This window comes from Jatrophihabitans sp. YIM 134969 (genome assembly GCF_054456675.1).
This window is the reverse complement of the sequence record NZ_JBTJEQ010000062.1, coordinates 1-22,340: the sequence shown is the minus strand read 5'-3', so window position 1 is coordinate 22,340 and position 22,340 is coordinate 1. Positions and strand designations below refer to the sequence as shown.

The following is a 22,340-nucleotide window of genomic DNA, read 5'->3' as shown; positions in this document are numbered from 1 at the left end:
GTTCGCCGCGGCGGCGCGGCCGCGGCGTCCGCGACGCGCGGGGCGGTGCACCGCGGGCAACGGGATCCGGAACAGCCGGCTCCAGCGGCCGGCGACGGTGCCGTCGGCCGCGACCCGCGCGGCGGCGACGGCGGCCGGTTCGTGCCGCGCGAAGGCGACGAGGAAACCCAGGACCATGCACGCCATGATGAGCGACGTCCCCCCGACGCTGATGAACGGGAGGGGGATCCCGGTCGAGGGCAGCAGTCCGGTGACGTAGCCGATGTTGATGACGGCCTGCCCGGTGATCCAGATCGTCGCGGCCGAGGCGGCGATGCGGACGAACGGATCGACGGAGCGCCGGGCCACCCGGATGCCCGCGTAGGCGAACACCCCGAACAGCAGCAGCACGACCAGGCACCCGAGCAGACCGAGTTCCTCGCCGATGATCGAGAACACGTAGTCGGTGCTGGCGTTGGGCACCCAGCCGTACTTCGAGGTCCCCTGGCCGAGGCCCTCGCCGAACAGACCGCCGGACGCCAGGGCGTACAGCGACTCCACGGTGTGGAAGCCGTCGCCGTCCTTCACCGCGAACGGGTCGATGAACGTGGTGATGCGGGCCAGGCGCCACGGCGAGATCACCGCGATGGCCGAGACGAACGCGACCAGGGTCAGCACGAGAGCCCCGAACCAGCGCATCGGCACGCCGACCGACCACAGCAGGCCGACCAGCACCATGAGGAAGCAGAGGGTGGTGCCGAGGTCGGACCCGGCCATGACCAGGGCGATGAAGATCGCTGCACCGGGCAACAGTGGGACCAGGACGTGCTTGGTGCGCGTGAGCGAACCCAGCTGCTGCTTGCGGGCGAGCAGGTCGGCGCCCCACAGCAGCAGCGCGACCTTGCCGATCTCCGAGGGCTGGATCTGCAGCGGCCCGAGCGCGACCCAGCGCCGTGCGCCGTTGATCTCCACGCCGATGCCCGGAACCTGGCAGGCGATCAGCAGCACCACCGCGACGACGACCAGCGGGTAGGCCAGCATCCGGATGTGCCGCGGGGTCGCGCGCGCCGCCAGCCAGAACAGCGGCAGGGCGAGCACGACGAACACCAACTGCTTGACGAGCTGGCTCCACATCGCGCCGCCGGTGTCGTGCTGGGCGGCGGAGATGGTGGTGGAGGCGGCCATGAGCACGCCGAACCCGAGCAGCGCGCCGCCTGCGAGCAGCAGCAACTGCACCGACGTGTACGGGCGTTCGAGATACCGCCGGACGGCGCCCGGGTTGGCCGCAGCCATCCCGGGAGCCTCACTCTGAGGTACAGCTCGAACCATGGTGGTCATCGTGGTCGACACCCGCCCCGATCCCCGGGAGGTCGGCGGTGCGTGTCGCTCCGCCGGCTCAACCCTGATCGATCAGCCCTTGGCGATGAACTCGGCGTAGAACAGGCCGGTGCCGAAGGCCACGGCGAGGCCGGCGATGATCCAGAACCGCACGATGATCGTGGACTCCTGCCACCCCGACATCTCGAAGTGGTGGTGCAGGGGCGACATCCTGAACACCCGCCGACCGGTCCCGGTTCTCAACCGCGTGTACTTGAACCAGCCGGTCTGGATGATGCCGCTCAGCGTCACGACCGCGAACAGGCCGCCGAGGACGACGAGCAGCAGCTCCACCCGCGCCAGGATGGCCAGGGCGGCCATCAGCCCGCCGAGCGCCATCGAGCCGGTGTCGCCCATGAAGATCTGCGCCGGCATGGCGTTCCACCAGAGGAACCCGAAGCACGCGGCCATGGCCGAGGCGGCGACGATCGCGAGGTCGAGGGGGTCGCGGACGTCGTAACACCCGCCGATCGGGTTGCGCCCGCACGGGTTCCGGTACTGCAGGAACGTGATGAGCGTGAACGCGCCGAACACCATGGCCGAGGCGCCGGCGGCGAGACCGTCGAGGCCGTCGGTGAGGTTGACGGCGTTGGAGGTCGCCGCGGTGATGAGGTAGGCCAGCACGACGAAGCCGACGGCGGTGAGGCCGAAACCCGGGATGTCGCGGGTGAAGCTCAGGTACTCCGACGCCGGGGTCAGCCCGAGTTCGTCCTTGAACTGCAGGGCCAGCACGGCGAACACGACCGCGACGATCAACTGTCCGAGGAACTTCGCCCGCGCCCGCAGGCCCAGGCTGCGTTGGCGGCGCAGCTTGATGAAGTCGTCGAGGAACCCGACCACGCCGAGCCCGACCATCATGAACAACGCCAGCAGCCCGGACGCCGTGGGCGCCCGCACCTCGTCGTCGACGAAGGCGAGGTGCGCGACGGCGTAGCCGACGACCGTCGACCCGACGATCGCGACGCCGCCCATCGTGGGCGTGCCGCGCTTGACGATGTGGGTCTGCGGGCCGTCGAGGCGGATCTCCTGGCCGAAGCCGCGCTTGCGGAACCACCGCACCACCAACGGCGTGACCAGGATCGACAGCAGCAGCGACACCAGCGCCGCCACGAGGATGGACCTCATGCGCCTGCCTCCCCTGCCGATGCGTGCCGGGCCGGTGGACCCTCGAGCAACGCCGCCGCCACCCGCTCCAACCCGGCCGACCGGGACGCCTTGACCAGCACGACGTCGCCCGGCGCCACCTGCTCGCGCAGCAGCGCGATGGTGGTGTCGACGTCGGGCTCCCAGACGGCCTCGCCGTCCCACGAGCCCTCGAGCGAGGCGCCGGTGAACATCGGCCGGGCGTCGGCGCCGACCGCGACGAGCTTGTCGACCGAGAGCCGCACGGCGAGCCGGCCGATGGCGTCGTGTTCGTCGCGGGAGGCGTCGCCGAGTTCGTTCATCGGCCCGAGCACGGCCCACGCGCGCCGGCCACCGGCGTCCGCTCCGCCGCGGCGGATCTCGGCGAGCGTCTTCAGCGCGGCCTTCACCGAGTCGGGGTTGGCGTTGTAGGCGTCGTTGACGACGGTCACGCCGTCGGCGCGGTCCGTGACCTCCATCCGCCAGCGCGAGACGGGTCCGGCGGCCGAGAGTCCCGCGGCGACGGCGTCGAGCGACATCCCGCACTCCAGCGCCACGGCAGCCGCGGCCAGGGCGTTGCCCACGTGGTGGCCGCCGACGAGTCGCATCCGCACCGGGGACGACTCCCCCGCGTGCATCAGGGTGAACGTGGCCCGGCCGGAGTGGTCGGAGCTGACGTCGACCGCACGCACGTGGGCGTCGGGCGCCTCGCCCACCAGCACGACGCGCGCGGTGGTGCGCGAGGCCATGGACCGCACGAGCGGGTCGTCGGCGTTGAGCACCGCCACTCCACCGTCCGTTGCAGCAGGCAACGCTTCCACCAGTTCGCCCTTCGCCTGCGCGATCGCCGCCCGGGACCCGAACTCGCCGAGGTGGGCGGTGCCGACGTTGAGTTCGACGCCGATCCGGGGCCGGGCGATCCCGGTCAGGTACGCGATGTGCCCGATCCCCCGCGCCGAGGTCTCGAGCACCAGGAAGCGGGTGTCGGCGTCCGCGAGCAGCACCGTGTACGGGTGGCCGAGTTCGTTGTTGAAGCTGCCGGGCGGGGCGACGGTCGGTCCGATCCCGGCGAGCAGCTGCGCCACGAGGTCCTTCGTGCTCGTCTTGCCCGACGACCCGGTGATGCCGATGACGGTCAGCGTGGCCGGGAACCGCGACGCGACGTCGCGGGCGAGGTCGCCCATCGCCGTGGCGGCATCGGCGACCAGGACGTGCGGCTCGGCCACGGGTCGCGTCACGATCGCGGCGACCGCGCCGCGGGCGAGGGCGTCGGCGACGTGGGCGTGGCCGTCGGTGTGCTCACCGTCGAAGGCGACGAACAACCCGCCCGGAACGGCGGTCCGGGAGTCGAACACGACCGGCGCGGTGACGACCGCCTCCGGGTTCGCGCCGCCGCCCAGCGTCCCGCCCACGGCGGTCGCGACGGCGGCGAGGGTCGTGGCGATCACGGGGCACCTCCCTCGCGGGCGTCGAGCGCGGCCCGCAGGGCGCGGCGGTCGTCGAACGGCAGCACCACTCCCGCCACCTCCTGCCCGGTCTCGTGTCCCTTGCCCGCCACCAGCACCGTGTCGCCGGGTCCGAGCCCGGCGAGACCCGTGCGGATCGCCTCCGCCCGCGACCCGACCTCCACGACCTCGCCGCGGACTCCGGCGGGCACCGCGAGCGCACCCGAGAGCATGGCAGCCCGGATCGCGGCCGGGTCCTCCGACCTCGGGTTGTCGTCGGTGACGACGAGCAGATCGGCGCCGCGGGCCGCGACCTCACCCATGAGCGGGCGCTTGAGCCGGTCGCGGTCGCCGCCGCAGCCGAGCACGATCACGAGCCGGCCGGGCGTCAACGGCCGCAACGCGGCGAGCGCACCGGCGACGGCGTCGGGCTTGTGGCTGTAGTCGACGACGGCCAGGGGTTCACCGTCGTGGCTCACCTTCTCCATCCGGCCGGGCACCGTCGCGACCGAGACCGACCGCACGGCGAGGGCGACGTCGACACCGACCGCGTCGAGCAGGGCCACCGCCATCAGGACGTTGGCCACGTTGAACCGACCGGGGATCGCGCTGGCGGCGTCGTGGGCGGAGCCGTGCGGCGTGCGCAGCACGAACCGGGCGGTGCCGTCGTCGCCGACCCGGACCTGCTCGGCCGACCAGTCGGCGGGACCGCCCGTGGTCGACAACGTGGTCGCAGCGGATCCCAGGCGGGCCGCCAGACGGCGACCGGCGTCGTCGTCGACGACCACGAACGACGGACCGGTCAGCGTGGTGCCGGTCGCGCCGGTGAACAGCGTCGCCTTGGCCTCGAAGTAGGAGTCGAGGTCGCCGTGGAAGTCCAGGTGGTCCTGGCTGAGGTTGGTGAACCCGGCGGCGGCGAAGCGGGTCCCGGCCACCCGGCCGAGCACCAGCCCCATCGACGACACCTCGGCGGCGACGTCGGTCACCCCGCGCTCGCGCATCACGGCGAGCAGCGCCTGCAGGTCCGGTGCCTCGGGCGTGGTGAAGCCGGTCTTGACCTCGTCGTCCCCCACGTAGGTGGCGACCGTGCCGATCAGCCCGCCGGTGCGGCCGGCGGCGGCGAGCCCCGCGCGGACCAGGAAGGTCGTCGTGGTCTTGCCGCTGGTGCCGGTCACCCCGATGACCCGCAGGTCCGCGCTGGGGTCGCCGTACACCGCGGCGGCGACGGGCCCGGCGGCCATCCGGGGGTCGTCGACCACCGCCACCGGCAGGACGTCGGCGAGGTCCGGGTCGGCCGCGACGAGCGCCGCGCCCTCGCGGTCGGTGAGCACCGCGACCGCTCCGGCGGCGTGCGCGGCGCCGGCGTACCGGGCGCCGTGGACGTTGCGACCGGCGAGCGCGACGAACAGGTCGCCCGGGTGCACCCGGTCGGTCGCGAGGGTCACGCCGGTCACCCGGGCGTCGGGACCGGTCAGCCGCCCGCCGACGCCCGCGGCCAACTCCCGCAGGTCCACCGGTTCCCCGACCCTGGGTCGAGGGAGGACGGACACGGATCCGGAGGGTACCGAGCGCGACCCGAACGCCCGGCTCACTGCCCGATGATGAGCGGGACCACCGCGGTCTGCGATCCCGTCGGCGGGATGTTCGCGTGCTGCAACTCGTAGTCGGCGATGGCGTGGAACACCGGCGCCGCGACGTCACCGCCCTCGAGACCGTGCGCGGGGTTGTCGACCATGATCGCGACGACGAACTGCGGGTCGTCGGCCGGAGCCATGCCGGCGAAGGTGTCCCAGTAGACCGAGTCGCTGTACTTGCCCCCCGGCCCGACCGGCTGCTGCGCCGTACCGGTCTTGCCGGCGACCCGGTAGCCCGCGATCGCGGCCTTCTTCCCGGTGCCGCCCTCCTGCGTGACCATCTCGAGCATCGTGCGCAACGTCTGCGCGGTCTGCGCCGGGATGACGCGCTGGCCCTCGGGCGTGCCGGTGGTGGTCACCGCGCCGGCGGCGTCGGTGGTCGACTGCACGATGCGCGGCGGGATGCGGACACCGTCGTTGGCGAGGGTCTGGTACATCCCGGCCAGCTGCAGCAGGGTCATGCCCACGCCCTGCCCGATCGGCATGTTGGCGAACGTCGAGTCCGACCACTGCGAGGGGGTCGGCAGGATGCCCGCGGACTCGCCGGGCAGCCCGATGCCGGTCAGCTGTCCGAGACCGAAGGCCCGCATGTAGTCGTAGAAGGAGCTCTTGCCGACCTTGTTGGCGATCTCGAGCGTGCCGACGTTGGACGACTTCGCGATGACGCCGGTGGCGGTGAAGGTCTGTTCGGGATGCCACCAGGCGTCGTGCACGGTCACGCCGCCGGTGTCGATCGCGTCGGGGACCTGCAGCTGGGTGGTCGGCGTGATGAGGCCCTGGGCCAGGGCGGCCGAGAACGTGACGATCTTGTTCACCGAGCCGGGCTCGAAGATCTGCTGCACCGGCGGGTTGAGCTGCCCCTGGACGTGGTCGAGCGTGCTGTTGTCCGACGAGTCGTAGGTGCCGTTCGACGCCATGGCCAGCACCTGCCCGGTCCTGCTCATGACGACGACCTCGCCGCTGCGGGCCTCGGAGGCCTTCACCGCGGCGTCGATCTCCTGCTGGACGACGTACTGCAGGTCCTGGTCGAGGGTCAGCGTGACGTTCCCGCCGTTGACGGCCGGCACCAGTTCGGTGCTGCCGCCCGGGCTCGGGTTGCCGTTGCCGTCGTTGGGGTACGTGATCGAGCCGTCCCGGCCCCGGAGCAGGTCGTCGTACGTCTGCTCGATGCCGGCGGCGCCGGCACCGTTGGCCTGCAGGAGGCCGATGACGTTGGCGCCGGTGGTCTTGCCGGGGTACTGGCGCACGGTCGTGCTCTGGTCGAAGATCCCGGTGAGGTCGAGCGCCCGGATCTGCTGGCCGACCACCGGGGCGACCGCGCGGGCGAGGACGGCGTAGCGGCCGTTGCCGAGCAGCTCGCGGTAGATCGTCTGCCACGGCACGCCGAGCAGCGGCGCGAGCTGGTCCGCGACCTTCCCCTTCTCCGTCGGGGAGATCAGGCTGGGGTCGGCGGTGATGTCGCGGGCGTCCTCGGTGTAGGCGAGCGGGACGCCGTCGCGGTCGTAGATCGTGCCGCGGTGGGCGTGCAGCGCGATGGTCTGCGTGCGCTGGGCCGCGGCCGCGCTCGCCAGGCCCTTGCTGTCGACGGCCTGCAGCCACACCAGACGGCCCGCGATGACGACCAGGGCGACCATGACGAACGCGAACGCCACCGCCGTCCGGCGCTCGAAGGGGCCGAGCTTGAGGGGCTTCCTCACCCGCGGCGGACGCGGCGGGCGGGCCGCGGGGCGCGGACGCGGCGGTGCCGGACGGACGGGACGACCGGAGCCGGTGGGACGGCCGGAGCCGGTGGGACGGCCGGAGCCGGTGGGTCGACCCGACCCGGTGGGACGGCCGGAACGGGTGGGGTCCGGGCGGGCACCGCGCGGCGCGGCCGGACGCACGGGGCGGCCGGCCTGCGGCGGGGCGGAGCGGACGGGGCGGGAGCGCGTCGTGGTTCCGGACGCGGGTGGGGGCGGGGTCACCGGGCACCTCCGGGCAGGGACACGGTCGCGGTCGGGGTGGCCCGCGGCGGTGTGGTCGGCGTGGTCGGGGTGGAGGGCGTCGTCGGTGTGCCGGTGGTCGGCGTGCCGGTCGGGGTGGCCGCGGGGGTCGCCGCGGTGCCACCGGCGGCGGGCGGCTGGAGCGCGATCGGCGGCGGGTTCACCGCGCCGGGGACGCCGAGCAGCGCGACCCGGCCGTCGGCGCCGATGCGCAGGAACGCGGGCTGGTCGGCGGGGACCATGCCGAGCGCGGTGGCGGCGCGGGCGAGCGCGGCGGGGGCCTTGCGCGCGGCGAGGTCGACCTGCAGCTGCTGGGCCTGGGCCTTGGTGACGGCGTTGGCGTCGGCGATCGACTGCTGCTCGAGCTCGTCGGCGGCCGACATCGTGTTCAGCACGAGCAGGCAGGTGAGCGCACCGAGCAGGACGAAGGCCACCAGGACGACGAACGGTGCGCGGCGGGCGGGGCGGAGCAGCGCCTGGCCGCCGATGGCGTCGGCGCCGGTACGGCGGCGCAGCGGGCGGGTCACGCGGCGGCCCGGATGCGTTCGACCGCGCGCAGGCGCACCGAGGCGGCCCGGCTGTTGACCTCGACCTCCTCGGCCGACGCGCTGTCGCCGCGGACCAGCAGCCGCAGCTGCGGTGCGTGTTCCGGCAGCGGCACCGGCAGTCCCGGCGGCGTGGTGTCGGTGGCGAGCGCGGCGAAGCTCTGCTTGACCAACCGGTCCTCCAGCGAGTGGTAGGAGAGGACGACCATCCGGCCGCCGACGGTGAGGGTGTCGATCGCCGCGGGGATGGCGCGGGCGAGCACCTCGAGTTCGCCGTTGACCGCGATCCGCAGCGCCTGGAAGGTGCGCTTGGCCGGGTGGCCGCCGGTGTGCTGGGCCGCGGCGGGCACGGCCGCGCGGACGATCTCGACCAGCCGGCCGGTGGTGGCCACGGGTGCGACCCGGCGTTCGCGGTCGAGGCGTTGGGCGATCCGGGCGGCGAAACGTTCCTCGCCGTACTCGCGCAGGATGCGGGTGAGCTCGGGGACCGAGGCGGTGGCGACCAGGTCGGCCGCGGACGTGTCGGCGGACTCCGGCGAGCCGTCCATCCGCATGTCGAGCGGGGCGTCCTGCATGTAGGAGAAGCCGCGGTCGGCCTGGTCGAGCTGGAGCGAGGAGACGCCGAGGTCGAACAGCACGGCGCGCACGGGCGGCAGGTCGAGACGGTCGAGCACGTCCGGCAGCTCGTCGTACACCGCACGGGCGGCCACGAACCGGTCACCGAACCGGGCCAGCCGGGTGCCGGCGCGCTCCAGGGCCATCGGGTCACGGTCGAGGCCGAGCAGCGTCGCCGCGGGCGCCGCCTCGAGCAGCGCTTCCGCGTGCCCGCCCATGCCGAGCGTGGCGTCGACGACCAGGCCGCCGTCGGCCAGGGCGGGGAGCAGCAGGTCGACGACCCGGTCCAGCAGCACCGGCACGTGGCCGTGCGGCCCGGCGGGGTGCTCCGCGCTGCTGATGGTCGTCACGTCCTCACGTCGTCGTGGATCGGGCTCGCAGGCGGCCCCGGTCGGCAGGGGCCGGTGGGGGCTGGTGGGGAGGTGACCCTCGGGGCGGGTCCCCACCCGTACCGCGCCGGACGTCGGGGAAGTGACGTCCGGGAACGGGACGGGAGGAGGCCGGTCACGAGGGTCGCGACGAGTGGGGCTGGCCGGGGTTCACAGCAGGCCGGGCAGCACCTCCTCGTCGGAGTCGGCGAACGAGGCCTCGTTGTCGGTCATGTAGGACTCCCACGCGGCGGCGTCCCAGATCTCGACCCGGGTGTTGGCGCCGATCACGGCGAGGTCCTTGGTGAGACCCGCGTAGGCCCGCAGCGCCGGCGGGATCGTGACGCGGCCCTGGGCGTCGGGGCTCTCCTGCGTCGCACCGGCGAACAGGATGCGGCTGTAGTCGCGCACCCGCCGTCCGGTCATCGGGGCGTCGCGGAGCAGGTCGGTGATCCGGGTGAACTCGGCGGTCGGGTAGACGGTGAGGCACCGCTCCTGACCCTTGGTGATCACCATGCCCCCCTCCAACTCCGTCCGGAACCGCGCCGGCAGTGCGACGCGGCCCTTGTCGTCGAGCCGCGGGGCGTAGGAACCGAGGAACACGAGGTGCCCTCCCAGCTCCCACGCCCCCCGGTTCCCCCGGGCGACGTCCCCGCAGCCGGATCCGGCTGCCGTCGCGGTGCGGAGCGCGTTCCCCACCAGGCCCCCACCCGGTAGGTCATCCGCCCCACTGGTCCCCACCGTACCCCACCTGATCTCCACTCGCGCGCCGGAACCGGCGGCGCGTCGACCCGATCCGCGGCGGTGGCAGCCGAGGGGCTCGGGGCCGTCCCACCGCCCAGCGGGGAACGCACAGCGGCGCGTGGCGCGCGGAGCGGGGATACTCACCGGGTGACCAGCGCCGCCCGCGGGAGCCACCGCCACCCGGACGACGACGCGAACCGCCCGAACCTCTCCGGATCGGTCCTCGAACCCGCCCGGTCGAACGGCTGGGCCTCGCACCCCTCCCCCGGCACCGCCCCGACCCGCACGTCCGACGCTGCTCCCACCCGCCCACCTCTGGAGGCCCGCACCGTGCAGCCCCTCGCCGCGGACACCCGTCCCGGCTACTCGAACCCCGACCTCGCGGCGCCCGACGTCGACATCGCCGACGTCCCCGACGTCGCCGACCGGATCGCCGCCAACGTCGCGCTGGCGATCGAGGGCAAGCCCGACGTCATCCGGCTCGGGATCGCGGTGCTGTTCGCGCAGGGGCACCTGCTGCTCGAGGACGTGCCGGGGGTCGGGAAGACGACGTTCGCCAAGGCCCTCGCCCGGTCGATCGACGCCACCGTCCGGCGGGTGCAGTTCACCCCGGACCTGCTGCCGAGCGACATCACCGGCGTGAGCGTCTACAACGCCGAGGCCCGCGACTTCGAGTTCCGACCCGGTGCGATCTTCGCCAACATCGTCGTCGGCGACGAGATCAACCGGGCGTCGCCGAAGACCCAGGCCGCGCTGCTGGAGTGCATGGAGGAGGACCAGGTCACCGTCGACGGCACGACCTACCCCCTCGAGGAGCCGTTCCTCGTCATCGCGACCCAGAACCCGCTGGACATGGAGGGCACGTACCCGCTGCCCGAGGCCCAGCGCGACCGCTTCACCGCGCGGCTCTCGATGGGCTACCCCGACCGCCGCGCCGAGATGGAGATGCTGCTCGAGCACGCGTCGTCGGACCCGTTGTCGACCATGAAGCCGGTCTCCGACGCCGCCGAGGTCCGCGCGGCCATCGACGCCGTGCGCCGGGTGTACGTCGCCGACGCCGTCCGCGCCTACGCCGTCGACATCGCCGAGGCGACCCGGCGCAGCACCGAACTGCGGCTGGGCGCCTCCCCGCGCGCGACCCTGCAGCTGCTGCGCACCGCCAAGGCCTGGGCGGCCCTCGACCGACGCGACCACGTGCTCCCGGACGACCTGGTCGCCCTCGCCGCGCCCGTGCTCGGGCACCGGCTCATCGTCACCGCCGACGCCCACGTGCGCGGCCGCACCCCCGCCGACGTCGTGGCGACGCTGGTCAGCGGACTCCCCCTGCCCGCGGGCGCCCGCGCCGGCCGGGGCGCATGACGCCGACCGACCCCCGTTCGGCCGACCCCCGTTCGGCCGACACCCGTTCGGCCGCCGTCGCGCGGCGCCGACTCGACGTCGGCGGACTCTGGCGCAGCACCACCGCGCGGGCCCGCGCCCTGCTCGTCGTCGGGGTGGTGCTGGTGCTGGCCGGGCTGGTGCTGCGGATGACCGACCTGACCCGCGCCGGGCTGTTCGTCGTCGCGTTGCCGCTCGCCGCCGCAGCGGTCGTCACCCGGGCCCGCCTGCGGGTCGCCTGCGCCCGCCACAGCGACCCTCCGCTCGCGGTCGCGGGCTCGGCCGTCGAGGTCGTCCTCACGCTGACCAACCGCTCGCTGGTCCCCACCGGTGCGCTGCACCTGGAGGACCAGATGCCGCGGCACCTGGACGGCCAGGCCCGGTTCACCCTCGCGGGGCTCGCCAGCCAGGAGTCGCGGGCCGTGGTCTACCGGCTCGCCGACGTGCGTCGCGGCCGGTACGTCACCGGCCCCCTGCGCATCCGCATCGACGACCCCTTCGGTCTGGTCGAGGTCGTCCGCAGCTTCACCGGCCGCTCCGAGGTGCTGGTGACCCCGAAGGTCGAGGCGCTGTCGGCCCCCGGCCCGGCCGTCGCCTGGGACGTCGGCGACAACGCCGGCTCACGCTCGGTCGGCGCGCTCGGCGCCGAGGACGCGTCGATCCGCGAGTACCGGCACGGCGACGACCTGCGCAAGATCCACTGGCGCTCGACCGCCCGCACCGGCTCGCCGATGGTCCGGCAGGACGAACGGCCGTGGCAGGGGCGGGTCACGGTCGTCGCCGACACCCGCCGCGCGGCCCACGCCACCGCACCGGAGCCGGCCGACGGCCCCGCCGTGGACCTGCGCGACCGCGACAGCCTGGAGTGGGCGGTGAGCGCGGTCGCCTCGATCGCCGACCGCATGCTCGCGTCCTCCCGCGACACCGGGCTGCTCTACGAGCAGGGCACCGGCGACGCCCTGCCGGTGCGGGCCGGGGTCGGCAGCACCCGAGAGGTCGCCGAGCGCCTGGCCGAACTGACCCCGAGCGCCCGCAGCGGGTTCGATCGGCTCGTCGCCGCGGCGCAGGCGGCCGCCCGGGAGTCGGTCATCGTGGCCGTGTTGGGCGAACTGGACCGGGAGTCGCTCGACGCCCTGCTCGCGGTCTCGCGGGCGGGCCGCCGCAGCGCCGGCACCCTGATCGCGGTGCTGCTCGACGTCGAGGGCTGGCGGTCGGGAACCGGTCCGGGCGACCCCGCGAGCCGGCGCACCGAGGACGCCGCCGCGCGTCTCGCGGCCGAGGGCTGGACCGTGGCCGTCGCCCACCGTGGTGAGAGCGTGAGCGAGGTCTGGGACCGCATGCTGCGGGCCGGCGGCGCCGGCCGCTTCGACGTCGACGCCGTGCGGACGGTGCGCTGGTGAGCGTCCTCGACCGCGACGACCGGGCGACGTCGACCCTCCCGCGCCCGGGCGCGACGCCGTCGTCCCCTGCTCCCGCCGGACCCGCCGGCCCGGGGCGTGCACCGTCGGGATCGGCCGCCGCCGCGTTCGGCGCCCGGTCGGCCGCGGGCCGCACGTTCCGGACCTGGCTCGGCCTCGTGCTGGGGCTGACCCCGCTGTTCATGATCATCTCCGACGCGCGGTGGTACGTGGTGGGCATCGGCGCCACCGTCGTCACGGTCGGGCCGGCGTGGGCCCTGCGGTTGTGGCGGCCGGACCTCCCCGCGCGCGTCTGGCAGCTGCTGCCCGGTCTGATCGTGCTGCCGCTCTACCTCACCGCGGTGTGCGTCCCGACCGGCGCGTACGCCGGCATCGTCCCGAGCAAGGTGACGTGGACCCAGCTGTCGCTGCTGCACGACGAGCTCGTCGACACCATCGCGAACTCCTCGGCGCCGATCCACTCGACGGCCGGGGTGCGGCTCGCGCTCGCGGCCCTGCTCGGGGCCGGCGTGATCATGGTCGACGTCCTGTGCACTGTGCTCGAGGCGCCCGCGATGGTCGGGCTCGTGCTCCTGCCGGTGTTCGTGCTCTCCGGCGGCACGGTGCGCGAACCGGTGGCGCTGTGGTGGTTCGCGCTCGCCGCGATCGGCTACCTGTTGATCCTCTCGACCACCGGCCCGGAGGCGAGACCCTGGGGCCGGACGATCGGTCGTCGCCCGGCGGGCGCGCCGCCGTCGTTGGTCTCGGGCCGCACCATCGGGCTCATCGCGATCGTCGTCGCCGTCCTCGTCCCGCTGGTCACCGGCGGTACCGGCGCGAATGTCGTCTCCGACGCCCTGCACACCAACGGCGGCGACGGCGACGGCACCGGGTCCGGCACCGGCGGGGTCACCCAACTGGCGTCGCTCAAGGGGGCGCTGACCCGCGGCGACCCGGTCGACCTCATGACCGTGACCGTCCCGGCGAACGCGCCCGTCGAGCCGTACTACCTGCGGCAGTCGGTCCTCGACGTGTTCACCGGTGCGGGCTGGGTGCCCGCGGGCGCCCGGAACGCGAGCGTCGGGGTCGACCCCCAGGGCCTCGCGCAGGACCCGCAGCGGCCGGCGGTCTCGACGTACGACTTCCGGGCCTACATCAACGTGTCGGGGCTCGACGGCCGCGCCGTCACCTTCGGCGACACCGTCGGGGCCAGGGGCCTTCCGGACGGGTCGCGCTGGGACCCGACCCACGGCACGTTCAGCGACGCCGAGGTGTCCGACGGCGTCCGCTACGACGTCGCCGTGCAGCAGCCCGACCCGACGCCGGCGCAGATCGCCGCGGCCACCGACGCGGTGCCGCGCGACCTGCCCGCGACCTACCTCGGGCTGCCCCGCCAGGTGGCGGACCTCGTCACGACCACGACCGAGCGGGTGGTCGGAGCGCAGACCAACCCGTACCTCAAGGCCAAGGCCCTCTCGGACTTCTTCACCGACGGCAGCAACGGCTTCCAGTACAGCCTCGAGGTGCCCGCGGGCGACTCCGACGACGACCTGGTCAACTTCCTCACGAACAAGCAGGGCTTCTGCCAGCAGTACGCGGCGACCATGGCCGTGATGCTGCGGGTCGCGAACGTGCCCTCGCGCGTGGTGGTCGGCTACACCCACGTCTCGGCCGACGACGAAGGCACGTTCACCGTCACCACCCGTGACGCGCACGCCTGGGTCGAGGCCTACATCGGCGGACTGGGCTGGCTCGCGTTCGACCCGACGCCGCTCGCGGGCGCCGACGCCGCCCGCAGCATCAACCTCCCGTACCTGCAGCCGACGGGCGGGACCGGCACCAGCGGCCCCACCGCGAGCAGTGGCCCCACCGCCACCGGCAGCGCCACGAGCACCGGGCCCGGCCGCGACACCGGCATCGACCCGGGCGCCGGCGGTGCCGACGCCCTCACGCTGCAGGCGCCCGACCACACCGGCCGCTGGGTCGCCCTGTGGGTGTTGATCGCCCTGGTCGTGATGCTGCTGCTGACCCCGGCCGCGTTGCGACTCGGTCGGAGCCGACGTGCGAGACGGGTCACCGGACCCGAGGCACCCGAGGCCCGGGTCGACGACCTGCAGGCGACGTGTCTCGACCTCGGCCTGCCGTGGTCGCCCGCCCGGTCACCCCGCGCGATCGGGGCCTGGCTCGCCGAACTAGGGGTGCCCGACGCCGTCGACCGCCCGCTGCTCGCCGCTCTCGAGCAGGCCCGGTACGGGCGCACCCCGCCCGAGGTCGACCCCCGCGTCCTGGACGACTCCCTCACCCGGACGGCCGGGGCGTTGCGTCGGCGGGCGGGCGGCCTCGACCGGGTCCGCGCCCGTCTGTGGCCGCGTTCGGTGACCCTCGACCTGCGCCGCCGCGCCCGGGCCCGGGTCGACGCCGTCCGCTCCGCGTTCAGCTCCTGGTCCAACCGTCCCGGCGCGTCCACCCGCACCTACGGCGGCCTGCGCCGCCGCTGACCCGCGGGTGGGTCGGCCGGGTCGGGCGGGCGGCGCGGCGGCACCCAGGCTGGAACGCAGCCCATCGGTGCTGCCGAGCCGCACCGGGGCTGGACGGGTGAGGCGCGCCGGTCGGCGCAGCCGTTCGGAGGGAAACCCGTCACCACCAGAGGGCGTGTCCGGGGCTGGCCGGGCGAGGGTGTCGGTCGGTCGCAGCGCGTCTCCGCGGCGGGAACTCACCCAGCGTCGCGGGACCGAGCCGCTCAGACGCCGGAGGACGCGGGCCGGGAACGCCGGGCCGCGGGAGGTGGGGTCAGGCCCCGCCGCTGTTGCCGTCGGCCTCGAAGCGGCGGCGCATGCGGTCCTCCATGCGGGCGCGGATGCCCGTGGCGGGCGCCTTGCTGCCGCGCTTGCCGGGGCCGGCGCTGCCGGAGTCGGTGAGCGAGGAGGCGTCGACCGGGGCCGCGGTGCCGCCGCGCAGGGCGACGGACGCGTAGGTCACCGACGCGACGATGAGGACGAACCCGGCGACGGCGGGGATCGGGTTCTGGAGCAGCAGTCCGAGCAGGACCAGGCCGAGACCGGCGAGAACGCCGACGATCGAGACCGGGATCCAGCGCCGGCCGGGACGTCGCCGCTTGGCGGTCCGCACGCTCGCGGCGAACTTCGGATCCTCGGCGTACAGCGCCTTCTCGATGTCGTCGAGCAGGCGCTGCTCGTGCTCGGAGAGTGGCACCGTGGCCCTCCCGTCCCGTTTCAAGTCCACCGGCCGTCCGGTGGCGCGAACTCGCTGGGTGTTCACCCGCGCTGACGCTCGAGTCATCCCCACTGAACGTCCCCGCACTGCACGACCGGGGCCGGTACCGCTCGGACCATCGTCCACGCACTGAACGAACAGTGCCCGGATGTGGTGCCCACTATAAGGACCGTTCGCGCGCTCCGACACCTCGAACAGGGCTCCTGCCCGAGGCTTCGCCCCGGTCTCGGCAACGGTTTCGTCACAGCGCCGGTGTGAGCGGGTCGGCATCGGGACGAACCCGACGTGCGAGGGGCTGCGGGAGGGCTCCGGAGCGGCCGGGTCGGGGCGTCAGACCGCCGTGCGACGGGCCAGCACGTGCACCCGGCTGGCGACGTCGCGGTACGGGCTGCGGGCCGCGAGCCGGGCCTCCAACGCGGCCAGGTCCGGTGCCCCGACACCGTGGGCCTCGAGGTCGGGACCCGCGACGTACTCGGTGAGCACGCCCACCCCGTGCACCCGGTCGGCGACCAGCCCGAGCCCCGCGACGAGCTCGAGCAGCGCCGGCACGTCGTAGCTGCCGGGAGTGGGGGCGTCGAGGCCCGCGAACGCCGCGCGCAGGTCCCCCTGCAGCGCCCGGCCCAGCACGACCGCCGCCTGGTTGACGACCTGCAGGCTCAGCGCGCCCTCGGGGGCGATCCGGGCGACGGCCGCCCGCAGGGTCGCGCCGGGATCGGCGACCGCGGTGAGGACGTCGTGGGCGAGGACGAGGTCGAAGGGGCCCGACGAGTCGCCCGGCAGCCCGAGGTCGGCCTGGTCGAGATCGCCCGGGACGGCCTCGACCCGGGCGGCCACACCCGCCTCGGTGGCGCGGCGCCCGAGGATGGCCAGGGCGTCGACGCTGCGGTCGACGACGGTGACGTGCGCGCCGGCGACGGCCAACGGCACGGCGAGCGCACCAGTTCCGCCCCCGCAGTCGAGCACCCGCGGGGCGCCACCGGCGCGGACCAGGTCCGTGACGAGGGTGGTGAGCAGGCCGAGCACCAGCCGGCCACGTCCGGTCGGCAGGGACTCCCCCGCCGTGCTCGTTCCCGCGCCCGCCACGGGGCGTGACGCTATGCCATCGGACCCGACGCGCTCAGCTGGCCCGGCTCGCCGGACCGGCGAGCACGACGCCCTCGACCAGGCCGGCGAACTCCTCGGCGGCGCGGAGCAGGTCGTTGGCGTCGCGGGTGGTCACGGAACGGACCGCTCCGGCCTCGACGGCGGCGCGGCGACCGGCGCCGGCCGCGAAGTACGCCGCCCAGTCGCCGAACTCGGGGGCGACCCCGGCGAGCAGCACCCACGCGTTGGTGGGGCGGCGGCGACCGGAGTCCGGCCGGGCGCGCAGCGCGACCACGGCGGCGGCGCAGCGCAGGGCCGCGAGGTGGGCGGCGGCGTAACGCTCACCCGGCTGACCCGCGGCGCGGGCCTCGACGAGCGAGCTCCGGGCCTGGGCGAGCAGGACGGTGCCGGACCGGACGCTGGGGGGCGGCGGTGCGGGGACACGACGGGCGGGCGGCAACGGGAGCGGGACGGCGGCGGGACCGGACACGGGCCTCTCCAAGGACGGTGGGAACTCCAGGGGCGTGGAGCGGGGCGTCGGCACCCTCTGACTCCACCACGGGGGTCCGACAACCCCGAGACTAGTCGAACACCCGTTCGAACGCCAGTGCTCCCGCGCCGGTCAGAGCCGGACGCGTCGGGGTGTCGCTCCCGCGCCGACCAGCCGGGCGATGGCCCGCAGGTTCGCGTCGGCGTCGAAGCGCCGCAGCACGATCTGCAGCTGCGCCACGCGGTGGGGCAGATCCGGGTCCTGGGGTGTCCGCGCGTCCGAGAGCAGCGCGATCAACCGGATGACGGTGTCGATCGTCGTCGCCGTCACCGCCTGGGCCCGCCGCGCCGCGAGCTCGGCGGCCGGACCGGACGGATCGGCCTGCACCACCTCGGCGGCGTCACGCAGGGCCAGCCGGGCCGCGAACACCCAGGTGTCGACCCGGCCCACGCGTTCGAGGTCGTCGCGCTCCGTGGGCGTGGCCAACGTCGCCTCCACCGTCCGGCACAGCCACACGCACGCGCCGAACCAGCACACGGTGTCCAGCAGCAGGCCGTCGAACCGCCGCGCCCGCGCCGCCCACGTCTCCGCCGTCCCCACCGCGGTCGCCTCCACCGCCGTGAACGAGACCGGCCCGTTCGGGTCCTCCGGGGCGATGACCCGGGGCGGGGTGCGGTCCACGGTGACGCCCGGGGCGTCGAGCCGGACGAGGAACAGCGCCTCGCCGTCACTCGTCGTCGCCGGGACCAGCGCCCACCCCGCCGCGGCCGGGTGCACACTGCGCGCCTGCGTGCCGTTGAGCACCCAGCCGCCTCGCGGGTCGACACTCGCCCGCACGGCGCCGCCGTTCGACGCGAACAGCACGACGCTGTCGTCCGGCGCCGTCAGGCCGGCCGCGGTGAGCGCCTGGACCGCCTCGTGGTCGGCCTGCACCATCCGGGCGAAGGCGTGGCTGCTCTCGGACATCGTCCCGAGCACCCGCATCGTCGTGCCGATGTCAAGCTCGGCCAGCTGCCGACGCAGCCCGACGACCGCAGCCCGCATCGACTCCAGGTCCGTCGAGGCGCGCGTCGCGAACACGCGCCACCGTTCGGCGTCGGCCAGCAGCGGCCGTCCCCCCAGCCAGCCGGTCGGCGACGGGGTCACATCCTCTGTTCCTGACACGGTCCTCTGGTCCCCTCGACTCGGCCGTTGCAGGTGGGTGTGGTCAGCACGGTGTGGGTCTCTCGAAGCGGCCTCCGGTGGCGCGGCACGAACGGGTCCGTCGGGCGGTGTCGGATCCGGTGGGGGTGGTTTCGTCACCCTCGTGCGAGAGGGTTCCACCCGTGGCCGTCCGACGCAGCGCAGGGTTCCTTCTGTACCGCCGCTCCAGCACCGGGGCAGACGTTCCGGGCATCGACGTCCTCATCGGGCACATGGGCGGTCCGCTCTGGGCTCGCAAGGACGACGGCGCCTGGAGCGTCCCCAAGGGCGAGTACACCGACGACGAGACGCCCTTCGACGCCGCGCGCCGGGAGTTCACCGAGGAACTGGGCCTCCCGGCACCCGACGGCCCGGCGCTCGACCTCGGCGAGGTCCGTCAGTCCGGCGGCAAGACCGTGCGGGTGTGGGCGGTCGAGGCCGATCTCGACCCGGCCGACGTCGTCCCCGGCACTTTCACCATGACCTGGCCGCCGCGCTCGGGGCGGACCGCCGAGTTCCCCGAGCTCGACCGCGTGGAGTGGTGCGACCCGGCGACGGCCACCCGCCGTCTGGTCACGGCCCAGCGGGCCTTCGTCGAGCGGCTGCTGGACCAGCTGCCACCCGGTGCCGACGGTGCGGCCGCCGACACCGGGTGAGCAGCCCGGCCGCGGCTAGGCTCGTACGGGTGACGTCAGCAGCGGCGGCCCACGCCGTCGGTGACGCGGCGGCGACGCCGGTCCCGACCGTGAGCCTGGACGTCTGGCGGCTGCGCCCGCGCGACGCCGCGAGGGCCATGCTCGCCTCGCCGACCTTCACCCGCCGGACCAGCTCCGGACCGGTCTCCTTCGCCCGTCTGCTCGGCACCGGCGACTCCCGCTTCACCCCGGGCGCGGCCGACCTCACGCGCTGGGTCGTGCTGACGGTCTGGACGTCCGCCCCGCAGCCGGTCACCCCGCCGTGGGCCCGCCGCGCCGTCGACCACTGGGGGGCCCGGCTGGCCCCGATCGCGAGCCGTGGCCACTGGGCCGGCCGCGCCCCGTTCGTGCCGAGCGGCGCCCGCGACTGGTCGGGCGAGGTCCTCGCCCTCACCCGTGCGCGGCTGCGGGCCCGCCGCGCCACGACCTTCTGGCGCTCGGTCCCGCCGGTCGCGTCGAGCGTCGCCGGCGCCGACGGCCTGCAGGCGTCCATGGGCATCGGTGAGGCCCCGGTCGGGTACCAGGGCACGCTGTCGTTGTGGCGCGACCGCGCGGCCGTGGCCGCCTACGCCTGGCGCGACCCGGCGCACCGGGCCGTCGTCGACCGCACCCCCGGCGAGGACTGGTACGCCGAGGAACTGTTCGCCCGTTTCGCGGTCGTCGAGCGCACCGGGTCGCTCGCGCTCTGGGCCGACTCCCGGAGCGCGGCGTGAGCGCGGCCGTCCTCGCCCGGCTGCCCGGCCCGGGACCGGACGTCGAGCTGCAGGTGTGGTCCGGGCCCGAGATGGTCGCCCGGGTCGACGAGGCGATGGCGATCTACGTCGCGGCCATGGGCTACCACGTGTCGGCCGGCAAGGCCCGGGCCGCGGCCACCCGCGCCCACACCCGCTACGACGGCTTCGCCAGCGTCGCCGCGGTGCACACGCCGTCGGGGCGGCTGCTGGGCTTCGGCTACGGCTACACCAGCCGCCCGGGCCAGTGGTGGCACGACCTGGTCCGCCGGGCCGTCGAGCCGTCCACGGCCGAGGTCTGGATGGCCGACGCCTTCGAGCTGTCCGAGCTGCACGTCTCCCCCGACGCCCAGGGCCGGGGTATCGGCCGGGCCGTCCTCGCCGCCCTCGCGAGCCGCACCACCGAGTCGACGATGCTGCTGTCGACCCCCGACGCCGAGACCCGCGCGTTCCGCCTCTACACTGACCTCGGCTTCGTCGCCCTGGCCCGCCGTCACCGGTTCCCCGGTGACGGCCGACCGTTCGCGGTCCTCGGCGCCCGGTTGCCGTTCGCCCCGCCGGGTCGGCACCGCACCGCACCGTGACCACCGCCGCACCCGTCGTCCGCGGGCTGCACGCGCGCCGGACCGGTGACGTCGTCCCGGCCGTGCTCTACGCCGCGACCGTGCTGGCCCAGATCGTCTACCCGCTCACCGCCGAGGGCGGAGCCGGCCGCGACCGCCTGACGTTCACCGTCGTCATCCTCGGGGCGGCGGCGGCGGTCGCCCACGCCGTGGGCACGATCGGCCGGCGCGGCTTCGCCGGGCTCGCGGCGGTCGCGGGGATCGGTCTCGCCGCCGAGGCGACCGGTGTGGCCACGGGTTTCCCGTTCGGCTCGTACGCCTACGCCGGCACCCTCGGACCCGAGGTCGCGGGCGTGCCGTGGCTCGTGGTCGCGGCCTGGGTGTCGATGGCCTGGCCCGCGGCGGTCGCCGCCCGGCTGCTGGCCCGCCGCTTCGCCGCGCGGGTCGCGCTCGCCGCCGTGGGGCTCGCCGCGTGGGACGTCTTCCTCGACCCCCAGATGGTGACGGCCGGTCACTGGACCTGGGCGCCCGGCGGCTGGCGACTGCCCGGCATCCCCGACGTCCCCGTCGGCAACTTCGCCGGCTGGCTCGGGGTCGCCGTGCTCATCGCCGTCGTGCTGCAGGCGGTCCCGCCGCCCGCGGAGGTGCGCACCGCCTGGTTGCCCGCGGGCTACTTCGTGTGGACCGCGGCGTCGTCGGCGCTCGCCGCGGCCGCGTTCTGGGGCCGCCCGGCCGTCGCTGCCTGGGGGTTGCTCGCCATGGGACCGGTCGCCGCCGCCACCGCGCGGAGGCTGTGGCGCCGGTGACCCACCCGCTGCGCACGGTGGGCCGCCCGATCGTCCGCGCCGCCGCGGCGTCCTCGCTCGCGACCGCCGCACTCGCCGTCTCGAACGCCCACCGGTTGCCCCGGCCGCCGCGCGGCGCGGTCACCCGCCGCCGGGTCGCGGTGCTGGTCCCGGCCCGTGACGAAGCGGCCGACCTCGCCGCGTGCCTGCGCACCGTGGTCGCGCAGCGGGGGGTCGACGACCTCGAGGTCGTGGTGCTCGACGACGAATCTTCCGACGCCACCGGCGATCTCGCCCGCCGTGCCGGCGTCCGGGTGCTGCGCGGAACGCCCCCGCCCGCCGGCTGGCTCGGCAAACCGTGGGCGTGCGCGCAGCTCGCCGCGACCGTCCCCGACGCCGAGGTGCTCGTCTTCGTCGACGCCGACGTCCGGCTCGCGCCCGACGCCGTGGCGGGCGCCGTCGCCCTGCTCGACGCCGCGGCGCTCGACCTGGTCAGCCCGTACCCGCGCCAGGTGGCGATCGGGCCCGTCGAGCGGTTGCTGCAGCCACTGCTGGTCTGGACCTGGTTGTCGCTGCTGCCGCTGCCCGCGGCCCACACCGCGGCGCGCGCCTCGATGGCCGCGGCCAACGGCCAGTTCCTCGCCGTGCGCCGCGGTGTGTACGACCGGGCGGGCGGCCACGCGGCGGTGCGGGGCGACGTCCTCGACGACGTCGCGCTCGCCCGCGCGGTCCGCCGGGTCGGTGGCACGGGCGGGTTCGTCGCCGGCGCCGGGCTCGCGAGCTGCCGCATGTACCGCGGCGGCGCCGCGGCCCGCGACGGCTACGGCAAGTCCCTCGCCCGCAGCGTCGGCGGGTCGACCCCCGCGAGCCTCGCCGCAGCCGGTGTCGCCGTCACGATCTGGACCCTGCCCGCGGTCGCGGCCGTCGCCTGGCGCTCCCCCGCGGGCGGGCTCGGCTGGGCCGCCGGGGTCGCGGGCCGGCTGGTCGCGGCG

The 22,340-nt window shown here is 75.1% G+C and carries 20 protein-coding genes; 8 read left to right on the top strand and 12 right to left on the bottom strand.

Annotation, left to right across the window (positions count from 1 at the left end):
* From ftsW to mraZ, 8 genes are all read right to left on the bottom strand, one after another.
* Nucleotides 1-1,272 (bottom strand): putative lipid II flippase FtsW (gene ftsW, locus ACXR2U_RS21820; protein ID WP_458827198.1); only part of this gene is annotated, 1,272 nt, incomplete at its 3' end.
* A gap of 117 nt (nt 1,273-1,389) precedes the next feature.
* On the bottom strand, nt 1,390-2,481 hold the full coding sequence (gene mraY / locus ACXR2U_RS21815) for a phospho-N-acetylmuramoyl-pentapeptide-transferase (RefSeq protein ID WP_458827197.1): 1,092 nt from the start codon (nt 2,479-2,481) through the stop codon (nt 1,390-1,392).
* Nucleotides 2,478-3,926, bottom strand: coding sequence for a UDP-N-acetylmuramoyl-tripeptide--D-alanyl-D-alanine ligase (locus ACXR2U_RS21810; RefSeq protein WP_458827196.1), 1,449 nt, complete (start codon nt 3,924-3,926; stop codon nt 2,478-2,480). The genes mraY and ACXR2U_RS21810 overlap by 4 nt, the downstream gene beginning before the upstream one ends.
* On the bottom strand, nt 3,923-5,473 hold the full coding sequence (locus ACXR2U_RS21805; protein WP_458827195.1) for a UDP-N-acetylmuramoyl-L-alanyl-D-glutamate--2,6-diaminopimelate ligase: 1,551 nt from the start codon (nt 5,471-5,473) through the stop codon (nt 3,923-3,925). Before ACXR2U_RS21805 ends, ACXR2U_RS21810 begins: the two co-directional genes overlap by 4 nt.
* Before the next feature lie 38 nt (nt 5,474-5,511).
* A complete protein-coding gene (locus ACXR2U_RS21800; protein WP_458827194.1) occupies nt 5,512-7,254 on the bottom strand; it encodes a peptidoglycan D,D-transpeptidase FtsI family protein in 1,743 nt (580 codons plus the stop codon).
* Nucleotides 7,255-7,517: 263 nt separating this feature from the next.
* A complete protein-coding gene (locus ACXR2U_RS21795) occupies nt 7,518-8,066 on the bottom strand; it encodes a septum formation initiator family protein (RefSeq protein ID WP_458827193.1) in 549 nt (182 codons plus the stop codon).
* A complete protein-coding gene (rsmH, locus tag ACXR2U_RS21790) occupies nt 8,063-9,040 on the bottom strand; it encodes a 16S rRNA (cytosine(1402)-N(4))-methyltransferase RsmH (RefSeq protein WP_458827201.1) in 978 nt (325 codons plus the stop codon). Before rsmH ends, ACXR2U_RS21795 begins: the two co-directional genes overlap by 4 nt.
* Before the next feature lie 198 nt (nt 9,041-9,238).
* Complete coding sequence (gene mraZ / locus ACXR2U_RS21785; RefSeq protein WP_458827192.1) at nt 9,239-9,670, bottom strand: division/cell wall cluster transcriptional repressor MraZ; 432 nt, start codon at nt 9,668-9,670, stop codon at nt 9,239-9,241.
* Nucleotides 9,671-10,210: 540 nt separating this feature from the next.
* Here mraZ and ACXR2U_RS21780 point away from each other — a divergent pair.
* From ACXR2U_RS21780 to ACXR2U_RS21770, 3 genes are read left to right on the top strand one after another with little or no spacing between them, the layout of a single operon-like run.
* Nucleotides 10,211-11,170, top strand: coding sequence for an AAA family ATPase (locus tag ACXR2U_RS21780; protein ID WP_458827200.1), 960 nt, complete (start codon nt 10,211-10,213; stop codon nt 11,168-11,170).
* Nucleotides 11,167-12,588 (top strand): DUF58 domain-containing protein, encoded by a 1,422-nt coding sequence (locus ACXR2U_RS21775; RefSeq protein ID WP_458827191.1) that lies wholly within the window; start codon nt 11,167-11,169, stop codon nt 12,586-12,588. The genes ACXR2U_RS21780 and ACXR2U_RS21775 overlap by 4 nt, the downstream gene beginning before the upstream one ends.
* Nucleotides 12,585-15,083, top strand: a complete 2,499-nt coding sequence (locus ACXR2U_RS21770; protein ID WP_458827190.1) for a DUF3488 and transglutaminase-like domain-containing protein — start codon at nt 12,585-12,587, stop codon at nt 15,081-15,083. Before ACXR2U_RS21775 ends, ACXR2U_RS21770 begins: the two co-directional genes overlap by 4 nt.
* 292 nt (nt 15,084-15,375) lie before the next feature.
* Here ACXR2U_RS21770 and ACXR2U_RS21765 read toward each other — a convergent pair whose 3' ends face one another.
* The 4 genes from ACXR2U_RS21765 to ACXR2U_RS21750 form a co-directional block, all read right to left on the bottom strand.
* A complete protein-coding gene (locus tag ACXR2U_RS21765) occupies nt 15,376-15,798 on the bottom strand; it encodes a DUF3040 domain-containing protein (protein ID WP_458827189.1) in 423 nt (140 codons plus the stop codon).
* Between the two features lie 351 nt (nt 15,799-16,149).
* Nucleotides 16,150-16,902, bottom strand: coding sequence for a class I SAM-dependent methyltransferase (locus ACXR2U_RS21760; RefSeq protein ID WP_458827188.1), 753 nt, complete (start codon nt 16,900-16,902; stop codon nt 16,150-16,152).
* Nucleotides 16,903-16,936: 34 nt separating this feature from the next.
* Nucleotides 16,937-17,392, bottom strand: coding sequence for an SAV_6107 family HEPN domain-containing protein (locus tag ACXR2U_RS21755; RefSeq protein WP_458827187.1), 456 nt, complete (start codon nt 17,390-17,392; stop codon nt 16,937-16,939).
* 132 nt (nt 17,393-17,524) lie between these two features.
* A complete protein-coding gene (locus ACXR2U_RS21750) occupies nt 17,525-18,538 on the bottom strand; it encodes an acyl-CoA dehydrogenase family protein (RefSeq protein WP_458827186.1) in 1,014 nt (337 codons plus the stop codon).
* A 179-nt stretch (nt 18,539-18,717) separates the two neighbouring features.
* Here ACXR2U_RS21750 and ACXR2U_RS21745 point away from each other — a divergent pair, with 179 nt between their 5' ends.
* The 5 genes from ACXR2U_RS21745 to ACXR2U_RS21725 form a co-directional block, all read left to right on the top strand.
* Nucleotides 18,718-19,230, top strand: a complete 513-nt coding sequence (locus ACXR2U_RS21745; RefSeq protein ID WP_458827185.1) for an NUDIX domain-containing protein — start codon at nt 18,718-18,720, stop codon at nt 19,228-19,230.
* A 137-nt stretch (nt 19,231-19,367) separates the two neighbouring features.
* Nucleotides 19,368-19,982 (top strand): monooxygenase, encoded by a 615-nt coding sequence (locus ACXR2U_RS21740; protein WP_458827199.1) that lies wholly within the window; start codon nt 19,368-19,370, stop codon nt 19,980-19,982.
* Nucleotides 19,979-20,584 carry a GNAT family N-acetyltransferase gene (locus ACXR2U_RS21735; protein ID WP_458827184.1) on the top strand — a complete coding sequence of 202 codons (606 nt, stop codon included), beginning with the start codon at nt 19,979-19,981 and terminating at the stop codon, nt 20,582-20,584. Before ACXR2U_RS21740 ends, ACXR2U_RS21735 begins: the two co-directional genes overlap by 4 nt.
* Nucleotides 20,581-21,369: a carotenoid biosynthesis protein gene (locus ACXR2U_RS21730; protein ID WP_458827183.1), complete on the top strand. Its 789-nt coding sequence runs from the start codon at nt 20,581-20,583 to the stop codon at nt 21,367-21,369. Before ACXR2U_RS21735 ends, ACXR2U_RS21730 begins: the two co-directional genes overlap by 4 nt.
* The coding region (locus tag ACXR2U_RS21725) for a glycosyltransferase family 2 protein (protein WP_458827182.1) at nt 21,366-22,340 on the top strand (975 nt) is incomplete at its 3' end. The genes ACXR2U_RS21730 and ACXR2U_RS21725, both read left to right, overlap by 4 nt.